Genomic DNA, 21813 nt, shown 5'->3' on the forward strand with positions numbered 1-21813 from the left:
AGTAAGCTATAACAAACGCGGTACAGGTGCTTCTTCTTCCTCGATATCGTCGCCAATATTTTCGGCAGTCATTAGAAACTGCACGATTTCGGTGAGATACTCGATCTTGCCTGTGACTTGGTAGATTTCTCGCTCTTCATTGACGCAAATGAGAAAGCCGTCGTCGACCAACAGTTTCAATTGTCGATCCAGGCTCCCCCGCAACTTGCCGTCGGTGGCTCCGCCTCGCCCGACGGTGCCCATTGCTTGAAACTCAGCACGCAGGCCGGGATTGCCATCGATCGCGGCCATGAGCGCGTGAGCTTCTATCTTGTCTCCTCTAGAGTAAAAGACCTCCATTCCGCTCGCGCGCATCGCCTTAACGAAGAAGTCGACCAGGAACCGGACTTTTTGCTTGATGTGCGCAAATTCCTCCTTAATGGCGCGCTTCTCATCGGGCCCAATGCGCTCATATGCGGCGTACCAGGCGCCGCGTTGCTCGGTCATCACCAAGGCACGGCCGATCCGGGTCAGATACGCATTGACGTCCTTTTGGTTTGACTCGATAGCAAGGAAACGGTAGGCGTCCGGATAGCGCACTTCACAGATAAATTCCCCGGACAAAAGCAGCGGCATTGCCTGTTCAAACATGCTTGGCGCCCCCTTGTGCACGGTCCTGCCGTTCAGTTGGCGCAGCGCAGGTCGGGTCATAGATACACCGGTCGAGCTTGATAGAACGCCGGTTTCGGAACAGCGCGAGCACATCGGGATCTGGATCCGGACATGCCGAAACGAGAGTAATGTTGTTCCTGTTCAGGATGTCCATCAATAATTCCACATTCCCGAGGTCCAGATCTTTGATCTCATCTAAGGCCCAAACCACATTGACCGGCGCCTTACCGCGGACGCGGTTGATGAAGGCCACAAAGATGAGGACGATCACGATATACGATAGTCCGTTGGAGGAAATGGTCTCCAGGTCTTCCGCCTTTTTGAATGGACGCCGGTTCCCATTTTCGACGACCTCGCCCTGAATGCGAACGAGATTGGTTAATTCTGCTTGGATGCCCTCCTTCAAATGCCAATGGTCAAGGAGCTCGCGGAGTGCTGTGGCGAAGGCAGGCGGCGGCAGGTCGACCAATTCTCCATCCAGCCAGTCAGCGCGCGCGTCAATCACCTTTTCGATTGTGTCCCAGTACTCGAGTTCGCGAATCGACGACACGATCTCCACGCTCAGCTGCCCGATGCTTTCAAAGCCCTGGTTGGCATTTAGGCTTTCCTGCAATTCCCTGTTGAATTGCAGGACTTTGCGGTGAAAATTATCCATCCGATTGCGAAAGTCCCCGACCGCTTCCGCGATCGTTCGGGCATCGACGCGAAGCAGGTGCCGATATTGAAGGTGTTCGCTCGTATACCATGTCTTGAAGGCTGGAACCCATTCTCTCGCTTGGGCAGCACGGTCGGGGCCGATCGTTTGACGGTGCGTGTCATAGTATTGGTCTGGTGGCGAGAGCCGATGCGCGGTAAACGCCTTTTTGATGGTATCGATTTCGCGCGCCAAGCGTTCTTCGCTGGATTTCAGTTCCCCCACCTGAAGCACGTATTGACCGATGAGGGCTGCCAACTGCCAAGCCGGATCGAACACTGGGACGGAGTGTGCTGCAATAGCGTAGGGTTCAAGGAGCTGGAGATGTTTCGAGACCCTCTGCTGTTCCGTGGCGATTTCCGCGAGTCGTTTGCGCAGCGTTTGCAGCACCCGTGCGCGAATTGTCTTGTCTTCATCCCATGACTTCATGCACGCCGCTTTGGCCTGCTCTTCCTTCGCCTTGTCCTTCCTCGCCGACGTCAGCGCGTTTTCATAAACGGGGCGCTGGCTCCATTCTGAGGCAAGCCAGAGGCGCCATTCAGCGACGTGATTGCGCGCCTTTCCGATGGACTTAAGTTGGTCCTGCGCCTCTTTGATCTTCTCGTCCAACTCACCCAGGGCCGCCATGTCAACGCCGTTCGCTTTGAGTTTGGTCGCCCGGTCATCTTCGATCTGGGCACGGTTTTCTTTGTAACGCTCCTCCGCTTCCTCTGCTCTGCCGTCTATCTCGGCAAGCGCCTGATCAAGTTCACGATCGCCCTCCTGTTTGCGCGCGAGACGCTGTGCGACCAGTTGTGCTACGCCTTCCTCAACGCGCTTTCGCTGAGCTGTGAGCTGCTCCTTCGCGTCCAAGCATGTGCGCTCGGTCTCGACGTAGGTTTGCCGTGCTTGCTCTAAAGCTGCTTCGCGGCTGTGTTGCACGTTGGCCCGCGCAGATTTCAGCAGTTTTTCGGCCGATGCCAGGCCGGCCTTTGCACTGGCTGCCTTCCCTGAGCACAAATCGGCCGTGCGTTGCGCCGAAAGCCGGTCGGCGCCAAGTTTGGTAATGGCGGCTTCTTGCTCGGCGATTCGGTCCTTGGCCTTCCGAATGTCGTCCCGCGTTGCGTCGACCTTACGCTGCAGCGCGTTTTCGTCGGCTATCAGGGGCGTTTCGACCGCATCCAGATTAATCCGCAAGCCGTAGATGCTGTCGGTAATCTCGCCGAGCACGGGCGCGAGATCGGTGCGAGTTAACAGATCTTCACGCAACACCTTGGCAATGTCCTGCGTCCATTGAGGGTGCTGCGCACGCAGGGCATAGAGGACGCTATCTTGGTCCGGAGTGGCCTGCAAAAGAAGGGTTTCTAGGCGGGCCTCCGCGTGACTTACTTCGGAGTGCAGGACCTTCAACTGGCTCTCTGCCTGGTCAAAAGCATGTCTCGCCCGGTCATAGGCCTTGCTTGCGAGCGCATCCTGGCCGGCGCATTCATCGTATTTCTCGCGCGCCTGGGCGACATTTGCCTCTTGCTGGGCAACAATCTCGACCAGGCCGGCGTCGGGCTGGGGACTTTGCAGCTGCGCCTTGGCCAATCCCAGTGCCACGTTTGCCGCGGCCAGAGCCTCTTGAAGCTGTTTCTCCTCCGGGATCGCCTGCTGGCGGGCGTGTTCTTGCTGCGCGTCGAATTCGCGTGCCACCTCCTCCATTCTATGCTGATGGTCCCGCCTTGAACTGGAACGCTGTCGTTCGAATTCATGTGATCGCTGGCTGTGCTCGAGGTCTAGCTTTCGCGCGAGCGCCTCGTATTCAACATCGATATTGGACTGCTCGCGTAGCAGCAAGCTTTTGCGCTCTCCCAGCCGAGCGTTGGCCTCAAGAATCTCGCTTTCCAGGTCAACCAGGGCCGCCTTTTCCGCAATGCCTTCTTTCTGGAACTGTTCGCTCTGCTTAGAGAGCACATTCAATTTGCGCTCTGCATCTTCGATCGAGAGGTTGGCCTTCTGGATTCGCTCAAGGATGGCGCTGCGCATCGTGGTAAATTTTTGGCCCGCCGCAGCTTCCTGTTCTATCGCTGCCTCGAGCTCCAACTGCAGATTCGTCTGGTCCGTCCTGAGGCTATCATCGAGTGCTTGAAAGCGGCCATGCAAGGTGCGCAATTCCTGCTCTGCCGCCAACGACGCAAGGTACGCCGCCTCCACCTCTTCCATGCGGCTGGCGTGGGCCATGACGGCAGAATAGCTATGGTAGGCGTCGGGCCAACTTTCGACCTTTTTGCGCTCCGTACCAAGTGAGATCTGACCTGCCGCGTCGGTCACAGTGGCAACGATCATCCTCTGCAAATCGGCGAAATTCGTTTTCCGAGTGAACATGCCAAAAACGATGCGTTCGATGTGTGGCAGGGGCTGACTTGACGGGCAGAAGGAGTACGCCAGGACGTCGCGCCGATGCTGCTTCAGATCACTGCCATGGGCACGTTTGCCTTGGATGATTGCGCGATATTCGTCGAGCTTCATTTTGCGACTACAGACAACTCCCCGCAGTTTGAAGCGTTCGAGCAAATTGGCGCTTGCCACCAGCGATTTCCCATCCTCATGGACGAACCAGTCGCGTTGGTAAGCGCCGCCGACGAAGCGGTACTCGACTGAATCGCCAGACGGGTCGCCACACAAGATGGCACAACAGGTGACGTCTTCCCGGTAGTACTCGTAGACGATGTAAGAGGTCGACCGCGGCAAATAATATCGGGCGAAGTTTTGCTGATTGCTGACGGGCCGCACAATCCGATCCGGACGCTCACCGAAGAATGCGGGGATCAGCTTCAACAGGGAAGTTTTTCCCCTACCGTTGCGCCCAGTAATGGCCGTCCCCCCTTGGAGGGGCAGTTCCGTAATCCGGCCGGCGGTATAGGAGTCCACCATAATCACTCTGTTCAAAGCAAAGCGACTGGCCGGGGCCGGGTTGTCGGCAATCATCTGAGCACTCCTCGAAGCTAGAAAGCGATAAAGGAATAAAACTATTTATCTATAAATTTAATATACATGTATCTTAACTTAACCGTTTGTGATAGCATCTGTCAACACTGTACGAAATCACAGGATATCTGCGTGACCGAACCCCGAATTGCCCCGTTGTCGCCCCCAGAGGCGGCGCAACTGCCAACCAGCGTTCGGCAGCGGTTGATGCATATCGAGCGCTGTCTCTTTTGGAAGGGAGAGGTCCAACGGGCCGACCTGGTCGATACATTCGAAGTGACTACCGTGCAAGCGGCAAAGGATTTCCGCCTCTACATGGATAGCTTCCCGGGAAAAATGGTTTATAACAAATCCCGTAGACGCTACGTCCCGGAGCCTGCCTTCTCGCCAGCTTTGATTCGGCCCGACACCCTGGATGAATTTGCCGCTATACCGTCAGCGAAGGTGCCCGTTGCCCACTGGCCGCTGCCGCTCCGGCGCGCGAGCCCCGAAGTATTATTGTCGGTGGTGGAGGCTGTACGGGAGCGGCGAAAAATCGAGGTTCAATATCAATCGATGACGGGCCAAGCGCCCGAATGGCGCTGGCTATCACCGCATGCGTTCGCTTCCGACGCGGAGCGCTGGCATGTACGAGCTTTCTGCCACACGCGCCGTGAATTCCGCGACTTTGTACTGGGGCGCATACTCGCCACGCGCGCTGTTGCTGCAACGAACATCGATCCTGTGGCCGATACAGAGTGGAACACTTTCGTGGAAGTTCTCGTCACGCCCAACCCCAGACTTGAAACTGAGCAACGGCAAGCCATCGGTGCGGAGTACCAGTTGCCGGATGATTTGGAGCTTACCCTCAAGCTGCGAGAATCGATGCTCTTTTATGTCAAAGCGAAGTTCGAATCACCCAAGACAGACGATCCTGCTGCCCATCAGCTGTTTGTGGCTGAGCTCAAGCAACTAAAATAAGTTGTAGCGACGAGTTAGAAATCGTACGGGGAGGAAGTTTGAGCAGGACCGATGGACTGGCGCAGGCTTTGAGCAGGCGTGCAAAAATCAAAAAGATTGAAGCAGCGATAGCTTTTTTTGCTGCGAACAGGGCGTTCCTCGATCGTTATGAGGATCTGGAATCATTCGTGTTCAATGCCTTCGAACACGACGAAAAGCTCGCCCAAGGAGTGGAGTACCACCTTGTTGCTTTGCGGCGGCAGTTGCTCGACGAATTATGGTCGCGCCACATATTTCTAAGCGTCAATGCTATAGAGCAGTTGCTGTACATGTCCCTCAAAGCTGACGTACACCCTTTTGTTGCGTTTTGCGATTGCGTCCTGGAGAACGGGCTTCATCATCCCGGATTGGTCCTTTATCCGCTACATTCGTTCGGATTTCTCGGGTTAGGTCTGTTTGGTCTCGGTCGACCACAACGTGTAGCCACATTGGATCTCTCGGCAGCTGGGATTGAGTTGACTCCTCAGACAAACAATTTTGATCGAAGTATTGCTTTCGTTGAGTTCGCCAGAAAAACCTTGGGAATCGTGCACGAAGTACCTCGAGAACTACTGGAACATTACTACCGGTCTCGGCCTTTAAAGTGGTTTACCCAGAATCCGCTGTTGGCTGTCAGGGTTTCTTCGTATGCCAGCGGTTACTACGTAAACCAACGAATCCTACTCATGAAACTGCGGCTATCCACTACACTTATCGCAATGGTAGCGGTGATGGGCAGGCGGGAGGTTCCCTCGGAATATCATGATTTTAGTACGGCGAGAGTAAACAACTGGGAAACGCTCGACATTGCGCATTATTTGTTGTTCCAAGCTGACCCGAATAAGTCTCACCTGAGCGTCGACTGCACGCCCATGCACGTCAATCGGATTGAACTCGCCGAGTTGGCGGACCTCGGTGTTGACATTGACCCTCGCGCTTGGAAGGGCAAAGCGCGGCGGTCACAACTTACGACGATTCGAAATGCGCTTGAGTTCCTCGAGGATGGTTATTTGCGTCACTGCGTCATTGGAAGCAAAAGTCAAGAACTCAGCCGCTTGTTCCGTAAGCTATTAAGTTCAATTAATTATTTCCGTAGGTCTCTCCGGGCCCGCGGACAAACGTCCGAAAACATTGTTGCGCTGGCGATTGCGTTCGAGACTCTCTTGATTGACTTTTATGCTCGGGGTGTCACTGACCGCATCCATATGCGTGTACGGACATGTTTAGCGGGGAAAAGTGGGGTTGCCGCTATGTGTGATGCAGTCCAAGAACTGTTTGTCAGTAGGGGAAAGATTTTGCATGCGGGCGAAACCCTGCAGTTTAAGGACATTCCGCTTGCGAGAAAAGCATACGTGATTTGTTTTGTTCACATCTCCCAAAGGCTGACGTTGCTAGACCCTAAGACGAAGAATCCGTTAAGCGCCATTTTTTTGTAGGACCATCTGTTTATCGTCGGCTGTCGGATATCGCCTGCATTGAACGAGCGGCGCTTGCCATACCGATCGACTCCGATCCAGCACTTAGAAGGACTGGTTATTTCAGCCCGGATCCGGATCGCACCGACACCGCTATCGTCCAAGGATGCAAAGCGGCACCAATCCCCCGAGCGCCTATTCATAAGTTAAACTTATGGCGACTGTCTGAGCGAATCTCGGCAATCGTGCGCTTGATGAAGCGCTGGCTTTCATGGTCCAGACGGCCCAGGTCATTCTCGATCCGCGCAAGATATTTCTCGCCACCATAAGACCAGGCCACTCGCGAGAGGATTTTGGCGACGTCGCCGCATCGATATGCGGTTAAAGCTAGATCACCCGCCTTCCAAGATGACGACATAAACGCGTCGACCAGCTCACGACGCGCGGTTTTGCAGCGATCCCAATCGAGGAAGGGTACATACCTCAGATAGTCGGATACGTCATCGGCCTTTGCCATTTCCCGATAAATTATAGGAAACAAGGCTGCGATCATCAGCGAAACAGGCTGCCGACGGGCACGAAGTAGCGATGGCATGAGCCAACCGGCGGCATTGACCAAAGCCATGAGCGATGTCTTCTCCGCATCGAACATGAGCCTGGCGCACGCGTCGTTGGCAACTTCAGCCAGATCCATGACATGTCGCCCATGCAGAGCGCGGGCAATCTCATCAACAGCCCCAACGATACGTTTGCGCGCGACCGACGGCGCATTCTCAAAGGCGATAAGGTTCCGATCCGCGACATCGGCGTCGATGCCGCGCTCCAGCCCCGTCCTGGCTGCCCATCCGCCGTCAAGTCGTGCACCGAGAATGCCGAGCAGCATAGACAGAACTGCGCTTTCGTCACCGTCGAACCGGTTCCGGAGGCACCTTCCTGTCACGCGCCCGGCGATCTCAAACTTCCTGGCATCGTCGACCTTCGGCATCACAGATCGGATGACACGGATATGCGCATTCATGGGGAGACCGTCCTGCATCGCCGCCCTCACCAGCAGGTCGACGGCGTCATCCGGGATGCGCGAAACTATGCGCTCCCCAATCTCCCAATCGGAGAGCAGCGCCGCGAACTGCCTATCGTCGGCACGCCGCAGCACACGTACGAGTAGCGCAGCGGACGTCGCTTCGGAGAGGCGCTTCTCGTCCAGAAGCCAAAGCACATCCGAACAGATGGGTTCGACCGCCCGCGCGAGCAGTTCGTCCCTTCGCGCCGAGGCGTCCGACAAGATCAAGACATCGCGAACGGCTGGCAGGCCCCCGACCTCGCGCGCCCGATCGATGAGCACGGCGGTAAGCCGCTTGGCGTGGAAGTCGTTGGCCTCCCCTAGCCAACGGAGTTCCGCGGCGATCCCTTGTAGGTCGAGCCTGCCGAAGATGGGCATTGCGGCGGGAAGCTGCCGATCCTCGACCAGGAGGGGGAGCAACATCATGCCGGCCTTGTCTCCGAGCGCTCGATCGACCTCGGCTAGGACGACCCCCATCCTTTCGATGAGTTCATTATCCGCAGCGATACGACTGGTCAGTGCGCCGCCTTGCGAAACAAGACGCGCGATGATGTCCGACGGCGCCTCGAGAAGCACCTGTTCGACGCGCGGTCCGGCTCCGTTGCCGAGACCTATTGCAATGTTGGGAATGAGTTCGTCAATCGCACCCTTGAGATCAGGCTGTCGCAACAAGCTTACCGCACCACCGGGCGCGCACTCGGCCAGATGCGTCGCAAGCTGCTCGACCGCCGTCCTGGCGGCTGGCATGTCGTGTCCCTGCATCTTCCGGGCGATCGCGCCGACAAAGTCCCAAGCTTCATTGGGCGGAAGGCTGCCTGCAGCCCTACTCGTAGCCTCTGCCAACCGAAATTCAAGTGTTTCCACCGACGATGTATCACTGAGCATCCCCGAATTGACAATGTCCAATAGCCCTAAGGCGGCGGTGGGGGCGCGGTCTAGCTTGTCGAGTAGTTCGTCCCACAACAACGCTATACGCAGGGCGGCCACACTTTCCGCGGCACGATCACCAAGAAGGTCGATCTCCCTATCGGACAGCAGCCTCGGCACAGGCTCCTCAAAGACACGACGTACGATTGTTCCCGTCCACCTATGCCGATCAATTTGCGACGAGCGGCCGTCCACACGACGTCCGGGCCAGTCGGAGAACTTGGCCTTGGCATTCGACGGCGAGAAGACGAGGTCGAGGTCGCGCCCTCCTATCTTTCGAGGCGCCAGGGCGAACGTCGAAAGCGCGAACCGCCGCCGGATATCGGGCCACAGCGCGGTGAGTAGGCGCAAAGCGATTAGCTCGGGATCAGGTGCGTCAAACACCACCACCGGCTTTACTTCCTCAAGAAAAAGTGCCTCGAGCAGTTCGCTCGCGCGGAAGTTGGGAACGGGGGGAAGTCGCTCCTCAAGCTGTTCCTCCAGTTCGATGCGCACCGCATCCGTCTCGGTCGGCAACTGAGCGGAATCGAGCAGGCGAAGGATGGGGATGATCGGCGGTCTGCGGGACCAGACTTGTGCATTGATCAGTACGCTCTTGGTTCTAACGCAGCCCGCCCGAGGAACGGTCATGTCCTGCCATGTCCTGGCAATGACGTAGTAGGTTCCGCTCGGCAGCGGATAGGCAGACAGATAAGGCGTGAACTGTTCCTTGGGACGCAGAGGACCGGCCACGTCGGAGAGGCGATCCACAACCGCCTGATCGTCCTTTGCCAGTACGACAGACGACGCTAGTAGCTGGTGCCCCTTGCGATAGCCGTGGATCTGGATTTCGGCGTAAATCACGGATTCAGAGGCCCACTGCCCAGGCAATCGGCAGGGTGACGTCGGGATCCTTCCTCCACCCATCTCCGTCCCGCACGGCGACCCATCCTTGGCCATCTAGCCCCGCCTCTAAAAAAGCCTCCCGATAGTCGGCATCGTGCTTTAGGTCGCCGCCGACGACGCTGAGGCCGAATATCTGGACATCGAGATTCTCTAGGTCGGCAAGTCTCCCGGCGACAAGTGGGTATTCACGCTCGAGATAGGCCACGGGCCCCTGCTCGAACTTGCCCGCGTCGACTAAGTCCCATGCGGTGACGACGACCGAGAGGCGGGGAAGCCCGCCGCCCTCGCGGTCGGCGAGTGAATCTTCGAGAAAACGGATCAGCTCACATAGCATTACCTGAGTTGGGAGACCCTGGTCCTCCTCGCCGCCGAGCTTCTCTAGCATTTTGCGTGACGTCACCCAATCGAGCGGCCGGACATCCTGGTCGGAACCAACTCGCACGAAAAGGAGAGCGGCGTCCGCTCGCTGCAGTTCGCTCATCCAATCCGGGTCAATTTCGCTATCAATGACAGCCTTGCGCCAAAGTTCGCCCGAGATGTCCGGCACAATGACCCTTGACTGCGGCCCGTCCTTCGTCGCGGCAACAACCACTTCGAAGTCGCGACGCGCGTCGCTGTGTTCGGAGCGCGGCGCAAAGCCTCCTTGGAAAAGGTGGTCGGTTACCTCAAGCACGAATTTGATGTCTTCGGGCTGCTCCGCAGCATGCAGCGCGCCGGTCCCGTCGTCCAGTGCTCGCCATAGACGGCCGATATAGTTGGTCTTTCCCGAGTCGGGACCACCAAGTAGTATGATCGATCGGCTCAACGATCCCTCCTATAGCTCAAATAGGCGCGATCGCTCTCAGCCGGTTCGGACGATTGCCAGAAGGTAGGTCGCTCGGCCGGCCTCCCAACGGTCAGGTCAATCAGTTCGGCCATACCGAATCCCGCCGGCACCTCGTCTGGATGGTCGGAGAATGGAGCGACCCCTACTATCTCGGCCTTCGCGCCTCGGCGAATAAGTTCCTTCTGCAAACGATCGGCCACGTTGTCGTTGAGGATATGCAAATCGCGATGAGTCACCACGACCATCAACCGTGGCACATGGCCGTCCAGCATGGTGTTCAGACGTCCCGCGAGTTGTCCCACTCGAGCTATGAGTCCCTGGCGCTTCTCGATGTCGGCGAGCGTACGGCCATCAAGCACGATCCAAATAGCCTCAGCCGACTTCATGAAGTCCAACCGGTCCGATCGGGCCGTATTGACAAGCGCCTGCGTCCATTCCCCCGGCACGTCGGGAAGCGCTAGGTCGACACGCCGTCCGTCCGAAAGCCTGACGAGCCTGAGGTGGAGGAAGCCAGGACTATGATCGTCCGCTAACTCGGTGTGGACCGTCATTTGTTCCGGCGCCTTGCCATCGTTCCAGTCACGGGCGCCGCGCGCGATCTCCTCGAAAGCAGCAAGGCTCCTGCTGTCAGCGAAGGACCAGCCCTTTAGCATCGCATGCGAGACGAGTAGATACAGGCTAGCCAAACACGCCGTTTTGCCGGATTCTGGATCGCCGAGGATGCCAACCACGTTGACGTATCTGGCGCCCATCATCGCATTCAGATCTTCCAGCCCGAGCCGTCGGCTAGAAGGGAACGGGCTCATGCGCACGGGCTGTTCAAGTACAGGTGCCCCCAGCCGGTCACCGGGCTGTGATGTTACCTCGTCAACAGGAGCATCCGCCGAGATCGCGCCTACTGCCTCATTGCTAACACGGTTGCCACAGGTTGATGGGTCGCGCTCGAGTGCGCAGATCCCCGTCTCGTCGACGGTGCAACCCTCGAAATTGCATGATCCGCTCATAGCTTGCCAGCGCCCTGCGACATCAATCTGGCGAACCCCGCTTCCAGCAGGGCCCGCTCACCCCACTCCGAAACACGCCGCTTCGTGGACGCACCCGATCCGTCCACTTCACCAGTGACCAGTGCGTGAAGGAGCGGGAAAACGGTGGGATGGGCGACAACATAGTTCTTGATCAATGCCCCGCTGAGTACTGCACGATCTTCGCCGATGGCCACAAGCATTTCCGGCAGATCCAGTTCCGGATCCTGGTCCAGGGTCCGAAGGACGATCTCGCGATGGACCTCGCAGGGAAGGCGGCGAAGCATCCTTGCCCCTTCGATACCGGCGGTTACGATCCGCGTCGGCTCGGTTATTGCAGACAGCTGCTTCTTGAGCAACCGGCTGCGGCCGAGCTGCGCCCACCACAGAAAATCCAGTTCCTCACGATCCAGCGCGGCATTGCGACTCAGCGCCTCAACTGTATCGGCCATCGCTTTCTTGAAATTATTGGTAACATTGTTGCCGTCAATGGTGATCTCTACGTCGGACGGGTCGGGAACATTGATCCGCTCCCTTGCCTTCTCGGCCACCGTTGCGCTCCAGCGGGCAGCCGCATCAAGAACTTCACGGCGGAGATTCTCGCGTCGGTCGGCTGCAAGTGCCGGTTGATAGGCAAGTGCGGACCAAAGTGCAGTGGCATAGACATCGGGGATCGACCATCCACCCGCGCCCGGGCTGGCACCTAACATAGAAACCATTGCCATGCCAGCACAGACGCTAACGTCGAGCGGGCGCTCCTCGTATAGGAACGAGGGTGCCTTTTTCTGGATCGCCTTCTGGATTTCACCGCCGAGAGTGGGCGAAGGGGTGCCGTCGCCGCCAAGCGCCTCGGCAACATCAGCTGCCTTAGAGACGATCGTCGATACCTGTTTTTCCTTTCCCCAACTGGTTGCGAGGCTGGTTGCCGCCGCGCGCCGGGAATCCACATCGCTATCGCTTACGGCGACGCCGGAAATCCGCATGTGAACCGCAATTTTGTCCATTACCGTGCCCCGTCCTTCCGTTCACCAATTAATTGATCGATCATCTTCTTGACCTCAGCCAACTTTCCATTCCGGACCAGCATATCAAACAACCTGCGTTCCAGCCCCTGCGACATCCGCTCATCGGAATTCTCCGGAAGCGCGTCCAGCTCAACGAGGATGCGTAGGCGCTCTCCTTCGAGCAGATCGCGGAAGAACCGGAGCCGGGCGATCTCATAACCTTCTTCCTTCGGTGACATGGGCTGTGGCTCCCCTTGTAAGGACTCCATCGGGACCATTTCGATGGTCGGCTCCACGGAAAATGTGCTCCCCTGGGCAATCGGTGTATCTGCAGGTTGAGCGGTCGTAGGCGCGGCGGCTGGACGATCCGCCTTGCGAAAAAACGGGCACGCTAAACGGAAGTTGGGATTCTGCCCGCCCAGACGTTTATGATCAGCCTCGAAACAGGTACGCTTCGGATTCCACGCTCTGGGGTGCATCGTCACCGATAATCCATCGTTTTCTTCATCCCAATCAAATTCTATTATGTTATAGGTGAAAGTGAAGACTTCGTTGGACTTATAGGGGACGGTAGCGCCGGCGGCGAGCATCATCACATCGCAGCCCGCCTCGACATTATCGATCGACACCTTCGGGTTGTGTTCATGGCCTGATATGAATACTCGAGCCCTGCTGCGGATGTAATCCCGCACTTGATCCTGATCTTTGTACCAGTTCAAAGGGTGGTGAACGAGGACAATATTTTCCACTCCGATTGTACGGGGGATGATGAACTGACGTGCACCTATCACCAGTTCCGGGTGCTCATCTCGCTCTTCGCCATGGCAAAGGAGGGAGGAGTTGAACCTGATAAAACGAATCGCTCGACCGGGCGCGAGATTCACTTCCATCTCGGACGCAAAGATACCTTCGTTGTTGAGGGGACAGTTGTAGCCGAAGCTGAAGCGGCCATAATCCTCGAACCGGGCGAAAAGTGCTGCCCGATCCGTCGAATTGTTCAGGATATCCTCATATTCCTTGGGGCCACCCGCACGAATGTGGTCGAGAATCTGCTTTCCAGAGAACGACAGCTTTGATCGGTCGAGATCATGGTTGCCTGGCACCATCTGAACACGGTGGATCTCCACGCCGATATTCGCCGCCAGTTCGTCCAGCCATTTGCCAGCGTCCTCATATTCCGCCCATTTTCCAGACTGTGCGATATCGCCGGTGACCAAGATGCCGTGAGCGACCCCGCCAGCTATATTTGAGACGACTTCCTTAGCATCGGCAATCAACTGCTGTTTTACATCAGCGTGGATGTGAACCCGATCATCCTTTTCCTGACCGAAATGGATATCTGACACGTGAACGAAGACTGCCGGCATACGCCCCCCAAGCTGCGGCCTATGAAATATATAAGGCCGAATGATACCAGAATGGCAACTTCTGTCACCTACATTCACTTTTTACCATCGAAGGTGTATGTGCCAAACTGAAGGTCCGCCCCGGCACCGTTCGAAGAAGAGCAGCAGCAAGGATTGCAGATAGAGTGATATGCAGTTTTCGGTCCGGCCCGTACTACTCCATCCAGGCTCGAGTAATCGATCGACTTGGAACAGCGCGTTGCCGTTGCCAGTGTTCGAAAATCGCTAACCGTTCTGTCAGAACGGACAGGCGTTGCAAAATGCGCGAGGTCATGACGATAGCGCAATCAGTTCCAATGCGAGATTCGGGAAACCATCAGCCGTATATATCCAAATTGTCCGCGCCTTCATCAGGTTCGCGTACTTTGGACTGTTTTGGCCCAATGCAAAGTAGCAGGTGTTAGGCCGCATCGGCAGCGCCGCTGGGACTTGCGACATGTGCACGAGCTCAAGGCCGGGGAGCGCGACCAATACGCTTTCCTCAACATCGTCCGGGGCGCCAACCTTGAAGCGCGAGCTAACGCCACTGATTAGTTCGGCGGCCGGCACATCCGCGCTGACGCACAGGTAGAGCGTACTCTGGGGCGTGATCTTGTAGGATTCGAAGCGTCCGGCATGATAGGACGGCTTGACCTTCGAGAGTGGAATTGGAATATACCGCGGCGACACAACCGTCTCGATCAGCTCGCGTACGATCGCGTATAAGCGCGCAAAGCCGGGGCCCGGGTCGGCGTGGTCGTAGTCGGGCAGGTCGGCGTGCGTCCGATTTTTTGAATAGGCCATCAGGCCGCCGGCCAGGCCGAGCAGTTGCTCGAAAACGCGCTCTGGGTGCAGGCGCGGATGGCGTTCGTAATGCTCCAGCATCGCCAACGACATGCTAATCGTATGTAGCATCCAGAACGACGAAGCATCGGCGATTCTGAGCTCGATCACGTTGTCCCTGGGCTCGCTGTGCAGGCGGTAGAGGGCGTCAACCTTGGCGCGCAAGGTGTCCAGCAGGCGCCTCAGCAGCGCATGCAGGCCGCCCGCCGCGCGTACTGAGACGCTCGGCGCCATGAAGTAAGCATCTGTTCGGAAACCACCACTCGGGTCGCGCACCACGCGCACCACCGGCAGACTGACGAAGGCGTCGCGCGGGATGGCCGGTGCCAGCAACTGAAGACGGCTCGGAGCAAGCGGATCGCGCCTTGCGGGCAGGCCGGCGTGAAATGTGAACGCGGTCTCGGTCGGCGGCAAGGTATCCAGTTCGACCGGATCGGGCAGCGCATCGCCCTGGGGTGCGTCGTAGATCGTACCATCCTGGAAGACGAGCGACAGGTCTTCCGCGCGAAGGCAGTTGTTGGCCAGCCCGTCACGATCCCATATGGCGCGACGCACGCCCCATGCGTACGGGTGGAGTGTGACTGTCATTGCATGCAAGTGGCTCTCGTGGTACTGGTCCTGCTGCTGGAACGTCTCAGGGCTGAGGTACATCCCTTCGCGCCAGATCACCCGTGCCTTTTCCATGTGGCCCCCTTTTCTTGTTGCCCCGCAACATAAGCATGGCTATCTTTGAGGGAGAGCAAATTGCGTTCCCGCAAGCAATTTCAAACTCTTGATGGCCTCAAACGCTGTTGTTGTCGAATAATGACTCTAGGAATTAAAAGTCGCAGATTGAAGACGACAGGAGGCGGCATGGATAAGGTGTTCGAGTCGAGCGTATTGGACCGGTTGATCGGGCATCCCACAGAGCCACAGGGAGACGGGCGGATGCGGTTGACGCTCGAAGAACTGAAGGCAAGTGTGGCGCGCGACCTCACCGCGCTGCTGAACACCCGACTCGTGATCACTCCAGACGAGATGGAGGCCCATCCGGCCTGCCAGCGTTCCATACTCAACTATGGGTTGAGAGACTTCTCCGCCCTGTCTCTGACGAGCAGCAAGAACAGGGAAACCATTTGCGTCGCGTTGCGCGAAGCAATCGAGCGCTTCGAGCCGCGGCTGACCGGGGTGAAGATTACGCTTGTCAGGCGGCGCGGTGGCTTGAACCGCCTGTCGTTCGTGATCGCAGCCACCTTGGCGGCACGTCCCGACGAATCGGTCTGCTTCGACGGCGCGTTCGAACCGTCCAGTTTGCAGTATGTAGTTCGGCAGGCAACGCAGCTCTAGCTACTACCGGCGATGCGACGCCTGCTGCCCTACGTCGAGCATGAACTGGCTCTGCTGCGTGACTATGCGCGCGAATTCGCGCGCCAGTATCCGACCCTCGCCCCCGCGCTCGGCCTGCATGGCAACATCTGCGAGGATCCGCACGTCGAACGATGGATTGAAGCGACCGCGCTTCTCAACGCCCGCACTAGCATGCGGCTCGATGCTGAATATCCCCAGTTCACCGAGGCGCTGCTGAATGCGAACTACCCACACTATCTCCGGCCGTTCCCCGCCTGCTCGATAGCACGCGTTGACCACACCGCCCACGCCACCCAGCTGGCGGAGAAGCCACTGGTGATTCCTCGCGGCGCCATCTTGAATGCCGTAGAACACAAGGGTGTCGTGTGCCGCTTCAGGACCGTGTACGACTCGGTGGTCCTGCCGTTGGCCGTTACAGAAGCAGTCTTCCGCCCGATGATCGATGCGCCAGCGTCGATTGTGCTACCGGCGGGAGCCATGACCAGCATTAGCCTGACGGTCGAAGGCCCCTCCCCCGCGTCCCTCCAGGCATTGGGGCAACGCCCGCTCCGTCTGTACATCGACGGTCCTCAGCCGTTTTGCGCGACGCTGCGCGATACGCTTTTCATGCGTTCGATGGCGGCGTACCTGCAGGTCGATGGAGGCCCAACCTGGCGTCGACTCGATCAGATGCCGCTACGTCCGGTCGGGCTGGCCGACGACGAAGCGTTGCTGCCATTCCCGGCAGCGAGCCATCCCGCATACAGGATACTGAGCGAGTATTTCGCATTTCCTGAAAAGTTCGACTTCGTCGACCTCGATCTAACCATGCTCGCCCCACTGGTGCCTGCGGGCGCCAGCCGCCTTACGCTGCACCTGATGATCACGGGAATACGCGCAGGCTCCGACATGGCACGCGTCCTGGCGTCGCTGTCGGCACGGAATCTCGCCACGGCGTGCACTCCGGTTGTCAACCTGTTCCCGCAGCGGGCGGCTCCGATCGCTCTCACACATCAACGCGTGGAATATCCGCTGATGGCCGACGCCAGCCGGCCAGCGGCATACGAGGTCTACAGTATCGACGACGTTCGCGTCGTGCGCGAGACACCGCATGGCAGCACCATCACTGAATTCCACCCGTATTACTCGCTACGACATGGCAAGGCCGGGCGCCGCGGCCATTACTGGGTAGCGCGCCGCGACGAAGCGCTTGCGCTCGCCCAGGCTGGCCACGAACTGCAACTTTCGCTGGTGGATATCGACCTGGACCCCACGTCCATCGAACTGGCGACGGTATCGGTGGCGTTGACCTGCACCAACCGCAACCTGCCCCACGACCTGCCGTGGGGCGCACCGGGCGGCGATCTGACACCCGAGCTACCTGCCGGAGGGTATCCAATCCGGTTCCTGCGACGGCCAAGCGCGACATTGCGTTTCTCGTCGGAAGCGCACTGGCGCCTGATCGCGCACCTATCGCTGAACCACCGGTCACTGGCCGACCTGGAGTCGTTCAAGGAAATGCTCACGCTCTACGACATCGCGGACTCGCAGGTGACGCAGCGCTTGATCGCCGGGCTAACCGGCTTGTCGCAAAAACAAGCGCGGGCATGGATAGACGACGAACAAGGCGGTGCGCTGGTTCACGGGATCGAGGTGCAGCTGACCGTAGACGAAGATGCTTTTGTCGGCGTCAGTCTGCATGCGTTCGCACAAGTCATCGAGCATTTCCTCGGCCTTTATGTGCACGTCAACAGTTTCGCGCAACTGGTCGTGATCTCGAAACAGACCGGGAAGGATCTGATCCGATGCCAACCCCGAATCGGCGCTTTGAGTCTTCTCTGATCGAGCGGCTCTTCGCCGAGCCCTATCGCTTCCAGTTCGCGCAAGCGGTACGGCTGCTCGAACTATGGCTGGGCAAGGCCGGGGCCAGCGGCGAGACGTTGCAGCGCACTATCCGCTTTCGTAACAGCACCTCACTGGCCTTCCCGCCCAGCGAGCTGGAGGCGGTTCAGGTGGAGGACGAAGACGACCAGCACGCGCAAGCCACATTGATCGCGGCGCTAGCCGCTGGCCGTGGTGGCGCCGTCTGGATCACCCCGACGTTCATCGGCCTGCTCGGATCCCATGGCGCCCTTCCGCTCCACTACACTGAGAGCATCGTCGCCCAAGCCACGGAGTTGCACGGCGACGGCGCGCGCGCATTTTTCGACATGATGTCGAGTAGAACGGTTGCATTGTTCCATCGCGCATACTGGGCCTATCGTGTCCACCACAACGCGACGCCAGATGGCGCAGACAGGTTCCTGCCGCTGCAACTTGCGCTCGCCGGCAGTCCAGAATGCCTTTCCACCCAGCAACGCGCCAGCACGCGCGTTCCGGCCGATGTCCGGGCCTATTACTCGGCCGTGCTGCGACATCGCCCGGTTAGCGCAGCGCTCATCGAACGGGTGCTGTCCGACTATTTCCAACTGCAGGTCGCTGTCGAGCAGTGCGCGGGCCGGTGGGATGAATTGCCGCCCGACAGGCGGACCCGGCTCGGCGTGGCCAACACATTTATGAAGCGAGGAGCAATCCTCGGCTCGCGTTGCTGGCGTCGCGACCTGACCCTCCGGCTGCGCTTGGGTCCACTTGCACCCCAACAGTACGAGGACTTCCTGCCTGGCCGCGAGGGAACACTGGCGCTAGCCGAAATGGTAGCCCTGCTTAACCTCCCAAATTTGCGGATAGATGTCACGGCGATACTCCGGGCGGAAGGCGCCCTCCCGGCACGGATCGGTGCCGACGCCTGCGGTCGCCTCGGGTGGGACGCATTTCTGCTCACCACGCCGGAGAGCCGTGATCGGCCGGACCTGTGCTACCCACTACCGATCTGAATGCTGCGACTAGGCATCGATAAGGAGAATTCACGACGCTCAACACTTCGTCAGCCATTGATCACGAAAGATACGGGAGTTCGGTATCCGATGAATACTTGATGTTTTTTGACCGCTTTCGGGATGTCCGCAGGCAAGAACTGGTGGAGACGTGGATTTCGACGCATGGACCGATGCTCTGCATTTTGGCATGCACCTGAGCGCCCTGAACCGTCCGCTGCGTTTGCGATTCGGGTTGTCGAAGGGCCAGTACGACGAGCGCCTGCTGCCACACAGCGTCACCCTGATCGAAGGTGTCTGCGAAGGTCTCGACATGCAGGTGCTGTGCGTCGCCGAAGACGCGACGATCCCCCTCAAGGAATTAATCGGTCTGCCGACCGAACTGCAGGTGGTGACCGATCGCGGCACCCTGCGTCCATTCTGTGGCATCGTGACCGAGGCGCGCGCCGGAGACAGTGACGGCGGCTTGGCCACCTATCAGTTGGTGGTCCGCGACGCCCTGGCGGTGATGGAAATGCGTGTCAACACACGGGTATTCATCAACAAGAGCGAACTGGAAATCGTGCAGTTGCTGTGCACCGAGTGGCGCCAGGTGAACGCGGTCCTGGCGGCCGCGTTCGAGCTCGAATTCGACGACTCGCTATCGAGTGGAAAATACCCGAGGCGTGCGCTGATCATGCAAGCCAACGAGTCGGATGCGGCCTTCCTGCGTCGACTACTCAAGCGCCGAGGAATTTGCTGGCATTTCCGCGCCGGGCGCGCGAGGAACAGCACGGCGGGCAACGATGCAACCCCTGCCCATACGCTTGTCATGTTCGACGAGGTCGCGCTGTTGAAACCGAATGCAGCTGGCAGGGTGCGTTACCATCGCGACGACGCCACGGAAGAGCGCGACACAATCACCTCCTGGTGCGCCGCGCGAAGTCTGCAGCCGTCCGGGGTCACCCGCTTTAGCTGGGACTACCTCAACGTCCACGGCACTGGTTTTATGCATACCAGCGCAGCCGGGCAAAGCGACCAGGGGCCAGTCGGCAACCACCTCGCTGCCACCCTGGACGACTATCTTGTCGAAGTCCCCCACGCAGCTGACAGCAATGATGACCTCGCCCGCATGGGGCGTGTCCGGATGGCGCGCCACGACCTTGCGACCAAATGTTTTTACGCGGAGGGTACCGTGCGCGACCTTTGCGTCGGCGAATACTTTGCGCTCGAAGGCCACCCCGAAATCCAGACGCACGTCCCGGCCGAACGCGAGTTCGTCGTCCTCCATCAGCATATATGGGCGCGCAGCAACCTATCCAAGGACTTGTCAGCGAGGGTCGAGCGCCTGTTTGCGCGCAGCCAGTGGCGCAATGAACCGGCGGACCTAGTGCCAAACGATGATTCTGACCTACGCTACCGCACGCGCTTTACCTGCGTGCGGCGCGGCATCCCGATCGTTCCCGACTTCGACACACGCACCGACTTGCCACGGCCGTCGCTGCAAAGTGCGATGGTCGTCGGGCCTCCAGGAGAGGTGGTTCATTGCGACGCGAAAGGTCGAGTCAAAGTGCGTTTCCTCGGCACTCGTCCCAATGACCACGAGCACGCGCGCGGCGCCGGTGCTTCCGATACCGATGCGGATTCAGCGTGGGTACGCGTGATGACCGGGTGGGCCGGAAACGGGCCTCTTGGCACCAGCCAGTGCGGGACCCTGACACTGCCGCGCATCGGCACCGAGGTCGTCATCGACTTCATGGGTGGAGACCCGGACAAGCCTGTCATTGTCGGCCAGCTATACAACAACATCGGCGTGCCGCCCGCGCTAAGCAAGGAAGGCGAGCTGCCGGGGAACCGCTACCTCTCCGGCCAGAAGAGCCAGGAAATCCGCGGCATGCGCGCAAATCAACTGCGTTTTGACGACACGCCTGGCCAAATCAGCGCGCAGCTCGCCAGCGACCACGGGACCAGCGAACTGAACCTGGGTTGGCTGAGCGAACCGCGGCGGGATGGCCAGGGCGCGCCGCGTGGGGAAGGCGCTGAACTGCGCAGCGACAAGGCCACCGCCGTACGAGGCGGAGCCGGTGTGCTGATCAGCGCGGGCAGCGACGCCGCCAGGCACGGTGCGCAACTCGACCGCGAAGGCTTGATGGGGCTGACGGAGGTGCTGCAGGGAATCGCGAGACAATTGGAGCGGATCGCAGCGACCCATGCGGGCGACCCGAAGGGCACTGCCGCACTTCAGCAACTGACGGCAAAGCTCGCACGCTGGCACGACACCGGTAGCGCTGACGGCGGCAAGCCGATCGTCGCGGTCAACGCCGAGGCAGGAATGCTGCTGGCCACCCAAGCCAATCTGCTGCTGGGCGCCCAAACACGGATCGACGTGGTCTGCCCGCAGGACACGGCTGTCGCCGCCGGCCAGCACCTGGCGCTGCGGGCCGGACGGGGAGCGACCCTGTTTGCGCAGGCTGACGGCATCAAGATCGTCACTGCTAGTGGCGCCATCCTCGTCGAGAACCACAACGGCGACATCGAGGTCAAGACCCCGAACAGCATCAAGCTGCACGCGGGGCAGGACATTGTGCTGCAATCGCGCTCCCTCAAGGTCGTTACCGACGGCGCGCAAGCGAATTTTGGCGCCGGCGCGATCTTGTACCAGTGCACCGGTGCATATGCGATCAAAGCGGCAACGGTTAGTCAGACAAAGCCGGGTGGCGCCACGCCGCCAGGCGTGGTCTTCCCGAGCACCCGGATCGAGGCCGACCAGCGTTTCATCCTTTGCAACCAAAAATCGGGCGAGCCACTCAAGGGGTGGCGCTACGAGGCCCAGCTCCCGGACGGGCGCACAGTCGTAGGAATAAGCGACGAATTCGGGCGTACGGCCTTGATGCAGAGCGACACGCTGGGAAATATCAATCTGAAACTACTTCCTCCGGAAGATAATTGAACGAATAAAGCGATTTCCGGCGCGACCTGCTCAACGCCATCCCGGA

General features: G+C 58.9%; 14 protein-coding genes. 6 read left to right on the forward strand and 8 right to left on the reverse strand.

Translation table 11 applies throughout. The features are described from left to right. Window positions 1–6: 6 nt before the first annotated feature. Window positions 7–630 (reverse strand): condensin complex protein MksE, encoded by a 624-nt coding sequence (locus tag E4O92_RS12495; RefSeq protein ID WP_135190102.1) that lies wholly within the window; start codon window positions 628–630, stop codon window positions 7–9. Further along, window positions 623–4294, reverse strand: coding sequence for an ATP-binding protein (locus E4O92_RS12500; protein ID WP_135190103.1), 3672 nt, complete (start codon window positions 4292–4294; stop codon window positions 623–625). Before E4O92_RS12500 ends, E4O92_RS12495 begins: the two co-directional genes overlap by 8 nt. A 132-nt stretch (window positions 4295–4426) precedes the next feature. On the opposite strand from E4O92_RS12500, the gene E4O92_RS12505 reads away from it, so the two are divergent. Together E4O92_RS12505 and E4O92_RS12510 are read left to right on the forward strand one after the other, a co-directional pair. Then, a complete protein-coding gene (locus E4O92_RS12505) occupies window positions 4427–5254 on the forward strand; it encodes a helix-turn-helix transcriptional regulator (RefSeq protein WP_229483312.1) in 828 nt (275 codons plus the stop codon). Window positions 5255–5292: 38 nt separating this feature from the next. Then, window positions 5293–6708 (forward strand): hypothetical protein, encoded by a 1416-nt coding sequence (locus tag E4O92_RS12510; protein WP_135190105.1) that lies wholly within the window; start codon window positions 5293–5295, stop codon window positions 6706–6708. A 178-nt stretch (window positions 6709–6886) separates the two neighbouring features. On the opposite strand, the gene E4O92_RS24830 is transcribed toward E4O92_RS12510, so the two are convergent. The 6 genes from E4O92_RS24830 to tssK all read right to left on the reverse strand — a co-directional run bounded on the left by E4O92_RS24830 (window position 6887) and on the right by tssK (window position 15323). Continuing rightward, window positions 6887–9517 (reverse strand): GAP1-N1 domain-containing protein, encoded by a 2631-nt coding sequence (locus tag E4O92_RS24830; protein ID WP_167759779.1) that lies wholly within the window; start codon window positions 9515–9517, stop codon window positions 6887–6889. Window positions 9518–9521: 4 nt separating this feature from the next. Further along, window positions 9522–10364, reverse strand: coding sequence for a TRAFAC clade GTPase domain-containing protein (locus tag E4O92_RS12520; protein ID WP_135190106.1), 843 nt, complete (start codon window positions 10362–10364; stop codon window positions 9522–9524). Beyond that, the gene (locus E4O92_RS12525; protein WP_135190107.1) at window positions 10361–11389 is read right to left on the reverse strand and encodes a TRAFAC clade GTPase domain-containing protein; all 1029 of its coding nucleotides are present in this window, start codon (window positions 11387–11389) and stop codon (window positions 10361–10363) included. Before E4O92_RS12525 ends, E4O92_RS12520 begins: the two co-directional genes overlap by 4 nt. After that, complete coding sequence (locus tag E4O92_RS12530; protein WP_135190108.1) at window positions 11386–12411, reverse strand: GTPase-associated system all-helical protein GASH; 1026 nt, start codon at window positions 12409–12411, stop codon at window positions 11386–11388. The genes E4O92_RS12525 and E4O92_RS12530 overlap by 4 nt, the downstream gene beginning before the upstream one ends. Next, window positions 12411–13778 (reverse strand): metallophosphoesterase, encoded by a 1368-nt coding sequence (locus E4O92_RS12535; protein ID WP_135190109.1) that lies wholly within the window; start codon window positions 13776–13778, stop codon window positions 12411–12413. The genes E4O92_RS12530 and E4O92_RS12535 overlap by 1 nt, the downstream gene beginning before the upstream one ends. Window positions 13779–14087: 309 nt before the next feature. Continuing rightward, window positions 14088–15323 carry a type VI secretion system baseplate subunit TssK gene (gene tssK, locus E4O92_RS12540; protein ID WP_135190110.1) on the reverse strand — a complete coding sequence of 412 codons (1236 nt, stop codon included), beginning with the start codon at window positions 15321–15323 and terminating at the stop codon, window positions 14088–14090. Between the two features lie 168 nt (window positions 15324–15491). Here tssK and tssE point away from each other — a divergent pair, with 168 nt between their 5' ends. The 4 genes from tssE (at window position 15492) to E4O92_RS12560 (ending at window position 21767) form a co-directional block, all read left to right on the forward strand. Continuing rightward, complete coding sequence (gene tssE, locus E4O92_RS12545) at window positions 15492–15965, forward strand: type VI secretion system baseplate subunit TssE (RefSeq protein ID WP_135190111.1); 474 nt, start codon at window positions 15492–15494, stop codon at window positions 15963–15965. A 12-nt stretch (window positions 15966–15977) separates the two neighbouring features. Beyond that, complete coding sequence (gene tssF / locus E4O92_RS12550; protein ID WP_135190112.1) at window positions 15978–17807, forward strand: type VI secretion system baseplate subunit TssF; 1830 nt, start codon at window positions 15978–15980, stop codon at window positions 17805–17807. Continuing rightward, window positions 17771–18838 (forward strand): type VI secretion system baseplate subunit TssG, encoded by a 1068-nt coding sequence (tssG, locus tag E4O92_RS12555; RefSeq protein ID WP_135190113.1) that lies wholly within the window; start codon window positions 17771–17773, stop codon window positions 18836–18838. The genes tssF and tssG overlap by 37 nt, the downstream gene beginning before the upstream one ends. 151 nt (window positions 18839–18989) lie before the next feature. Continuing rightward, window positions 18990–21767 carry a type VI secretion system Vgr family protein gene (locus E4O92_RS12560; RefSeq protein WP_229483315.1) on the forward strand — a complete coding sequence of 926 codons (2778 nt, stop codon included), beginning with the start codon at window positions 18990–18992 and terminating at the stop codon, window positions 21765–21767. Window positions 21768–21813 lie beyond the last annotated feature (46 nt).

This window comes from Massilia horti, assembly GCF_004614195.1.
In the GTDB taxonomy this organism is placed as follows: domain Bacteria; phylum Pseudomonadota; class Gammaproteobacteria; order Burkholderiales; family Burkholderiaceae_D; genus Telluria; species Telluria horti.

Excerpts from the sequence above, each read along its gene's own strand:
- E4O92_RS12495 (WP_135190102.1), bottom strand. The coding sequence starts at position 630 with ATGTTTGAACAGGCAATGCCGCTGCTTTTGTCCGGGGAATTTATCTGT.
- E4O92_RS12500 (WP_135190103.1), bottom strand. The coding sequence starts at position 4,294 with ATGATTGCCGACAACCCGGCCCCGGCCAGTCGCTTTGCTTTGAACAGA.
- E4O92_RS12525 (WP_135190107.1), bottom strand. The coding sequence starts at position 11,389 with ATGAGCGGATCATGCAATTTCGAGGGTTGCACCGTCGACGAGACGGGG.
- E4O92_RS12530 (WP_135190108.1), bottom strand. The coding sequence starts at position 12,411 with ATGGACAAAATTGCGGTTCACATGCGGATTTCCGGCGTCGCCGTAAGC.
- E4O92_RS12535 (WP_135190109.1), bottom strand. The coding sequence starts at position 13,778 with ATGCCGGCAGTCTTCGTTCACGTGTCAGATATCCATTTCGGTCAGGAA.
- tssK (WP_135190110.1), bottom strand. The coding sequence starts at position 15,323 with ATGGAAAAGGCACGGGTGATCTGGCGCGAAGGGATGTACCTCAGCCCT.
- tssE (WP_135190111.1), top strand. The coding sequence starts at position 15,492 with ATGGATAAGGTGTTCGAGTCGAGCGTATTGGACCGGTTGATCGGGCAT.
- tssF (WP_135190112.1), top strand. The coding sequence starts at position 15,978 with ATGCGACGCCTGCTGCCCTACGTCGAGCATGAACTGGCTCTGCTGCGT.
- tssG (WP_135190113.1), top strand. The coding sequence starts at position 17,771 with ATGCCAACCCCGAATCGGCGCTTTGAGTCTTCTCTGATCGAGCGGCTC.